Source organism: Xanthomonas sp. SHU 199 (assembly GCF_000364665.1).
Classification (GTDB): domain Bacteria; phylum Pseudomonadota; class Gammaproteobacteria; order Xanthomonadales; family Xanthomonadaceae; genus Xanthomonas_A; species Xanthomonas_A sontii.
On sequence record NZ_AQOI01000812.1, the window covers coordinates 1 to 6857 of the forward strand.

At 69.9% G+C, this 6857-nt stretch carries 10 protein-coding genes; 7 read left to right on the forward strand and 3 right to left on the reverse strand.

Annotation, left to right across the window (positions count from 1 at the left end):
- The 3 genes from D183_RS25655 to can all read right to left on the reverse strand — a co-directional run.
- A partial coding sequence (locus D183_RS25655; RefSeq protein ID WP_017910921.1) for an FUSC family protein occupies window positions 1-1813 on the reverse strand: 1813 nt, incomplete at its 3' end.
- A 31-nt stretch (window positions 1814-1844) separates the two neighbouring features.
- Window positions 1845-2366, reverse strand: a complete 522-nt coding sequence (locus D183_RS0122135; RefSeq protein WP_017910922.1) for a 3-hydroxyanthranilate 3,4-dioxygenase — start codon at window positions 2364-2366, stop codon at window positions 1845-1847.
- Between the two features lie 37 nt (window positions 2367-2403).
- Window positions 2404-3066: a carbonate dehydratase gene (can, locus tag D183_RS0122140; protein WP_017910923.1), complete on the reverse strand. Its 663-nt coding sequence runs from the start codon at window positions 3064-3066 to the stop codon at window positions 2404-2406.
- Between the two features lie 194 nt (window positions 3067-3260).
- On the opposite strand from can, the gene D183_RS0122145 reads away from it, so the two are divergent.
- The 7 genes from D183_RS0122145 to D183_RS25660 form a co-directional block, all read left to right on the forward strand.
- Window positions 3261-3800 (forward strand): glycoside hydrolase family 108 protein, encoded by a 540-nt coding sequence (locus tag D183_RS0122145; RefSeq protein WP_017910924.1) that lies wholly within the window; start codon window positions 3261-3263, stop codon window positions 3798-3800.
- 70 nt (window positions 3801-3870) lie between these two features.
- The gene (locus D183_RS0122150; RefSeq protein WP_173003349.1) at window positions 3871-4449 is read left to right on the forward strand and encodes a DUF2589 domain-containing protein; all 579 of its coding nucleotides are present in this window, start codon (window positions 3871-3873) and stop codon (window positions 4447-4449) included.
- Between the two features lie 13 nt (window positions 4450-4462).
- Window positions 4463-5095, forward strand: a complete 633-nt coding sequence (locus tag D183_RS0122155; RefSeq protein ID WP_026143450.1) for a DUF2589 domain-containing protein — start codon at window positions 4463-4465, stop codon at window positions 5093-5095.
- 46 nt (window positions 5096-5141) lie between these two features.
- Complete coding sequence (locus D183_RS0122160) at window positions 5142-5402, forward strand: hypothetical protein (RefSeq protein ID WP_017910927.1); 261 nt, start codon at window positions 5142-5144, stop codon at window positions 5400-5402.
- Window positions 5402-5860, forward strand: a complete 459-nt coding sequence (locus D183_RS0122165) for a hypothetical protein (RefSeq protein WP_017910928.1) — start codon at window positions 5402-5404, stop codon at window positions 5858-5860. The genes D183_RS0122160 and D183_RS0122165 overlap by 1 nt, the downstream gene beginning before the upstream one ends.
- Complete coding sequence (locus D183_RS0122170) at window positions 5853-6041, forward strand: hypothetical protein (RefSeq protein WP_017910929.1); 189 nt, start codon at window positions 5853-5855, stop codon at window positions 6039-6041. Before D183_RS0122165 ends, D183_RS0122170 begins: the two co-directional genes overlap by 8 nt.
- 41 nt (window positions 6042-6082) lie before the next feature.
- Window positions 6083-6857 (forward strand): hypothetical protein (locus D183_RS25660; protein WP_017910930.1); only part of this gene is annotated, 775 nt, incomplete at its 3' end.

A 6857-nucleotide genomic window follows, 5' to 3' on the forward strand; every position in this document is an offset into this window, starting at 1 on the left:
GCACCGCTTCCAGCGCCAGCGAGGCGCGGATCAGCCGGTTGCCGTTGGCCAGCACCGATTCGGCCAGGGTCAGTTCGCGCAGGTTGCGCTTGCGCCGCGGCTCGCCGCGCAGGCGTTCGATCGAGGCCTGCGCGTTGGTGCGCGCGGTGCGCGAGGCCGCGCGGGTGTCCGGCAGCGCCTGCAGGCGGCCTTCCAGCACCGCATCGAGATGGTCGCGGTAGGCGAGCAGCAACTGCGCCAGGATCGCGCGGATGTGCTTGCGTTCCCAGGTCGGCCACAGCGCGTAGGCCGCCAGCGCCAGCGCGCTGCCGAGCACGGTGGCCTGGATGCGCTCGCCGATCGCCTCGCCCGGGGCCATGCCCTCGAACGACAGCAGCAGCACCAGCATGCCGGTCAGGCAGGCCACGCCGAGCCCGTAGTTGACCTGGGTCAGCAGGCGGAACCCCAGGCAGAACACGGTCAGCAACAGCAGCCGCACCACCGCCCCGTCCATCACGAAGTGCGCCAGCACGGTGGCCAGAAGCAGCCCGCCGAAGGTGCCGGCCACGCGCAGCGCGCCGAAGCTGAGGGTGCCGCCGAAATCCGGCTTCAGCACGATCGCGGTGGTCATCGGGATCCAGTAGCCGTGCGGGATCGCCTGCCAGCGGGCGAACAGCACCGCCAGCGCCAGGCACACGCCGCAGCGCAGCGCGTGGCGGAACGCCACCGAGGACAGCTTCAGATTCGCCCGCAAGGTCTGCAGCGGCGCCAGCGGACGCAGCGCCGCCGGCAACTGCGCCTCGGCCAGTTCGGCCTGGATCTCGCCGCGGCTGCTGGCCCAGCGGCCATTGCGCGCCAGCGCGCGCAGCTGGCCGCCCAGGCCCTGCGCACGGGCCACGGCGATGCGCAGCAGGCGGCGTTCGCGGGTGTCCTCGGTCTGCGCCTGCACTTGCGCCAGCGCATCCACCAGATCGTCGAATCCGGTCATTGAGGCGGTGGCCGCGTCTGGGTCCTCGGCGCTGTCCAGCGCGTGCGCGAGCTGGTCCAGCACCACCGCGCTGCGTTCGAGCACGCGCTCGATCGGCAGCCGCGCGGGCGATCCTGCGTCCAGGCGTCCGTGCAGGTCGGCCAGGGTCAGCAGCTCCAGCCGCGCGCGTTCGCACAGCTCGGCGATGACCCGGAACGCCTGCACCGCACGTCCGCGCGAGCGGTGTTCACCGTGCAGCATCACCATCGCCTCGAGCACCGCTTCGGTGGCCGGCGGCGCCGCGGTCGCGCCGGGTCGCTGGCGGGCGATGCCGGCCAGTTGCCGCATCAGGTCGGCCAGGGCGAAGCGTTCCGGGCGGTAGCGCTGCAGCGGCCAGGCGGCCAGCGCCATCAGCATCTGCAGCACGCCGCCGGCGAAGATCAGCGTGGCCACGCCGACGCTCTGCAGCGGCGGCAGGCGCACGTCGGCGCTGACCACCAGCAGGATCATGCTGGTCAGCCCGACCCGCGCCGCCACCGGGCCCAGCGCCACCAGCAGGCCGCCGCCGAGGCCGAGCAACAGCGCGCTCAGCGCCAGCGCCACGGTGTGTGCGCCGATCAGCATGCCCAGCAGCGCGGCCATGCCCGCCGCCAGCGCCGCCATCAGCATGCGCTGCATCCGCGCCCGGTACGGGCCGGGCTGGTCGGAGAACATGGTGTTGAGCGCGCCGGTGGACACCGCCAGACCCAACTCGGCATGGCCGGCGGCCACGCCCAGCGCCAGCGGCGCGACCACCGCGGCGGTGTTGCGCAGGGCCACGCGCAGCGGCACGTCGCGCGGCTTGAGTGCGATCAGGCTGCGCAGCATCGCGAGCCGGAACGGCGCGGGGGCAGGGCGGTCACGGTGCGTCGGCCGCCGGCCGCGGATGCACGTGGCCGCAGCGGGCGCAGGTGCGCAGCGATTCGGAGGCGTAGAAGCGCGCGAACACCGGCGGGAAGTCTGTCTCGATGTTCTGCAGCGGGAAGTAGGCTTCGTACAGCAGGTGGTTGCAGCGCTCGCAGAACCACAGCAGGCCGTCCTGCTCGTGCGGCAGGCGCCGCCGCTCGATCACCAGGCCCACCGAGTTCGCGCCGCGCTGCGGCGAGTGCGGCACCTTCGGCGGCAGCAGGAAGGTCTCGCCGGCGCGGATCGGGATCTCGCGCACCGCGCCGTCTTCCTGGATCTTCAGCACCATCTCGCCTTCGAGCTGGTAGAACCACTCCGGGCCTTCGTCGTAGTGGTAGTCGCTGCGCGCGTTCGGCCCACCGACCACCATCACGATGAAGTCGCCGGCGTGGATGCACTTGTTGCCCACCGGCGGCTTCAGCAGGTGCCGGTGGGCGTCGATCCAGGCGTGCAGGTTGAGCGGGCCGGGGAGCATGCGGATCCTTGATCGAGATGGCGGAGCGGCGCGCCGCTCAGCGGTCCTCGCGGTCCTGGCTGATGCGCGCCAGGGCGGCATCGTAGCGCGGCGCCAGGTCGTCGATGCGGTCAAGTTCCATGCCCAGGTCGTGCACGCGGCCGTCGCGCAGGCTGTAGACCCAGCCGTGCACGGTCAGTTCCTGGCCGCGCGCCCAGGCGTCGAGCACGATCGAAGTGCGGCTGACGTTGACCACCTGCTCGAGCACGTTGAGCTCGCACAGGCGCGCGTGCTGCACGTTGAGGTCGCCAGCCTGCTGCAGGCAGTGCTCGTGCTTCTCGGCCACATCGGTGACGTGGCGGATCCAGTTGTCGACCAGGCCCAGCCGCGCGCGGGTCAGGCCCGCGTGCACGCCGCCGCAGCCGTAGTGACCCACGACCAGGATGTGCCGCACCTTCAGCACCTCGACCGCGAACTGGATCACCGACAGGCAGTTCAGGTCGGTGTGCACGACCACGTTGGCGATGTTGCGGTGGACGAACACCTCGCCCGGCGCCATGTCGATGATCTGGTTCGCCGGCACCCGCGAGTCGGAGCAGCCGATCCACAGGTACTCCGGGGTCTGCTGCTTGGACAGGCGGCTGAAGAACTCCGGATCCTCGCGGTTGATGCGTTCGGACCAGGAGCGGTTGTTGTCCAGCAGTTGTTCGATTTTGCTCATAGCCCGGCATTATTCCAGAAGCCTGCGGCCGGTGCGCGGCGCGCGCCGACGCCGCTGCCCGGATCGCGGGCATCCGCATGCACACGGCGCCTCAGTGCGCCGCCGCCGCCGGATCGGGCTTTTGCCGATCCCGCCGATGCGGCCCGCTGCGCAGACTTCCTCCACGCCCACACCGGGCATCAGCGGAGGATCCCATGGCCGACTTCAACGCGTTCTTTCCGACCCTGCTCAAGCACGAGGGCGGCTTCGTCAACGATCCGGTGGATCCGGGCGGCGCCACCAACAAGGGCATCACCCTGGCGACGTTTCGCTTGTACGCCAAGAGCCTGCTGCAACTGGAACCGACCCTGGACAACCTGCGCGCGCTCACCGACGCGCAGGCCGGGGTGATCTACAAGACCTGCTACTGGAATGCGGTGCACGGCGACGAGATCGCGCTGCAGCCGCTGGCCAACATCCTGTTCGACTTCCAGGTCAACGCCGGCAACAACGCCATCAAGCTGCTGCAGCGCGTGCTCAACGCGCAGGCGCCGGCGCTGCAGCTGCCGGAGGACGGCAAGTTCGGCCCGGCCACCCTGGCGGCGCTGAAGGCCGCCGACCAGCGCGATCTGTACGCACGCTACAAGCAGGGCCGGCGCGACTACTACCAGCGCCTGGTCGCGGCCAAGCCGCCGCTGGGCAAGTTCCTCAAAGGCTGGCTGGCGCGCACCGACTCCTTTCCCGACCTGAGCTGAGCGCGCGCGCGGCAAGCGCCGCCGATCCGCTGCCGTCGCCGACGGCGGCCTTCTTTCCCCAGGAGCGACCATGGCTGGACCGACCGCATTGAACGACCTGATCGAAGCGCTGGCCGGCGCCGTGATCGAGGCGCAGGACCGCATCGAGCAGCACCAGATGGCCAACCTCGGCGATTACTTCGACGAGTTCCACCGGCCCAAGAGCGTGATCATCCGCCTGCCGTCGCAGCACCCGCAGGCCGCCGAAGGCGACGAGGACTACTACCGCGCGCCGCTGCTGCCGCTGGTCTCGACCAACGTGCTGCGGATCAAGGACGTGGAGATCAGCTTCGATGCGCAGCTCGGCGACCTCGGCGGCCTGCAGTCCGCCGACGGCTTCTTCGCGCCGGAGTCGCCCGGCCCGCGCGGTGCCTGGCAGGCCAAGCGCACCGCCACCCGTTCCAGCGTGCGCGTCGATACCAGCGCCAGCGCGCGGAGCCAGCGCCAGAGTGCCGTCCACGTCGTGTTGCGCGTGGAGGGGACCGAACCGACTGACGGAGCGGCCAGATTGCTGAACCATCTGGCGCAGACGCAGGGCGTGTTCAAGACGGTCATGGCCGACAAGCCGGACGTCGCGGGCACGGACGATGTAACCAATCCCACCAACTGAAGGAGTCACTGCAATGGCTGACGAACTCGTCAATATGTCAAGTCAGTTCAAGGGTCTGCCGATGGGCGACCTGATCGGCGGCCCGCTCGATGCGGCCTGCGACGCGCAGGTCAAGCTGGCCCGCGCCACCGCCGATTTCATCCGCGTCATCGGCTTCCTGCCGCCGGACAACCCCGACCCGAAGAATCCGCAGGCAACCGGCGCCACCCGTACCGCCAGCTTCCGCTTCAAGCGGCCGGTCGACGACCCGGACAAGGCCGGCGGCATCGCCGAGGAGGAGGTCGAGCTGGAAGTGCCGCTGCTGGCCATCGTCAACGTGCCCAGCCTGAGCATCCAGACCGTGGACATCACCTTCGACATGGAAGTGAAGTCGTCCTTCTCCTCGAAGGAGAAGACCGACGCCTCGGCGTCGATGTCGGCGGACGTGGAATACGGCTTCGGCCTGTTCAAGGCCAAGGTGCATATCCAGGGCTCTGTCTCCACCAGCAAGGAGAATACGCGCAGCTCGGACAACTCGGCCAAGTACCACGTCTCGGTGCATGCCGCGGACAAGGGGCCGCCGGAAGGTCTGGCGCGGGTGCTGGACATCCTGCAGACCTCGGTGGCGCCGCGCAAGATCGGCAAGCCCGAGCCGGTTCCCGCGTAAGTCCATAGCGGTCCGTTGAACCATCTCGTCGGGGGACTCGTCAACGATGTTCGACCTTACTGAAGTCAAGTTCGTCAAGCGGGTCGTGGTCGGCAGCGACAACCCGACGCAGATGCAATCGCCCGAGCAGATCGAAGCCGCGCGGGCCTTGCTCAACCGCTGCCTGAGCGATTCGCCGAAGGGCGCGATCATCGGCACCGAGAAGAATTTCGCCGTGCTGCAGATCGGCGAGCACCAGGTGGTGATGCAGTGGCTGTGCTACCACGTGGGCTTCCCGCGCAAGCCCGGCTGGATGAAGGACGACTGATGGCCAGCCTGCGCTGCGAGTTCGACCTGCTGTTGCAGGGGCTGTCGGCGGCCCTGCTGGATGCGCAGCGGCGCTGCCGCGCGCGTCACGCACAGGCCTTGCGCGCCTGCTTCGGCGCAGGCGAGACGCTGCCGGTGGCGACGGACGCGGCCGAGCCGCCGTCGCTGCAGATCCCGTTGTGGGAGCTGCGCGCCTGGCAATTGCCGCAGATCGGCGAACTGGCCCTGGCCTTCGACGTCGAACTGGACGTGGAGGAGGTGCCGGACGAGGCGCCGCGCCTGCTGCTGCAGGTGTTGCCGCGCCGGCCGCGGCGGCCCGGGCACCGCCTGCAGATCCTGTTCCGCGGCACCCACACCCCGGTCGGCGAGGTGCTGTTCGACTGTCAGCGGCTGAAGCTGTGGCAGCTGTCCGATGCGCCCGCCCCGCACGATCCCGCCCAGGAGACCGCACATGCGTAGACACGGCTTCATCCTGTCCCGGCACGACACCGACCTGTGGTGCCGAGAACTGCACATCGACCTGCGCTCGCTGGCCCGCGCGCAGCGACTGCGCCGGCGTCGACGCCGGGCGCTGTGGCTGCTTGCCGTACTGTGCCTGGTGGCGGCCGTGGTGGCGCTGCTCTGGTTCGGTCTGTCCTGACCGCGCCCATCGTTTCCTTTCGTATCCAACAGGAGAGTCGCATGCGTATCCGTTCGCGTGGTGTTGCGCGTTTCCCGCTCTGGCTGGCGCTGTGCCTGGCCATGCCGTTCGCCGCCGGTGCCGCACCGCAGGCGCCGACGCCTGCTGCGCCGGCCGCAGCGGCCAACGCAGACGCGCTGCCGCCCGGCGAATGGAGCGGCACCCTGGCGCTGGATGCGCAGCGCCTGGCCGCCGTGCGCCTGGCCCAGCGCGACGGCAACGCCAGGCTGATGTTCGGCTCGCCGTTGAACTGCGCCTTGCTGGTCAAGCCGCAACCGGGTGCCGGTTTCGCACTGGAGTCGATCAATGGCGGCGCCTACTGCGACAAGCTGATGGGCAAGCCGCTGCGCGTGCAGCGCAGCGGCGACGACCTGCGCTTGAACGTCGACGGCAAGGATCTGCCGGTGGTGCTGCATAGCGATCCGGGCCAGCCCAGCCCGCTGCAGGGCAAGTGGCGAGGGATGATGCGTCCCGACTCCGGCGATAGGGCGATCGACGTGGAACTGAGCGTCGCCGCGACGTCGCAGGCACCTGGCAATCCCACCGTGCAACTGCGCTATGGCCCGCCGCGCCAGTGCCGTTTGGAGGGGCGTTACGTTGGCGTGCGCGAGGCAACGGCGCTGTATTCGCTGGGCATCGCCGATGGCGGCTATTGCGATCGCCTGAGCGACGGTCAGCTGACCCTGCGCGTACGACCGGACGGCAAGCTCGACCTGCAGACCGTGGACCGCGCCGGGACGCGTCGCGAAAGCGGGCTGCTGGAACGCGCGCCCGCCA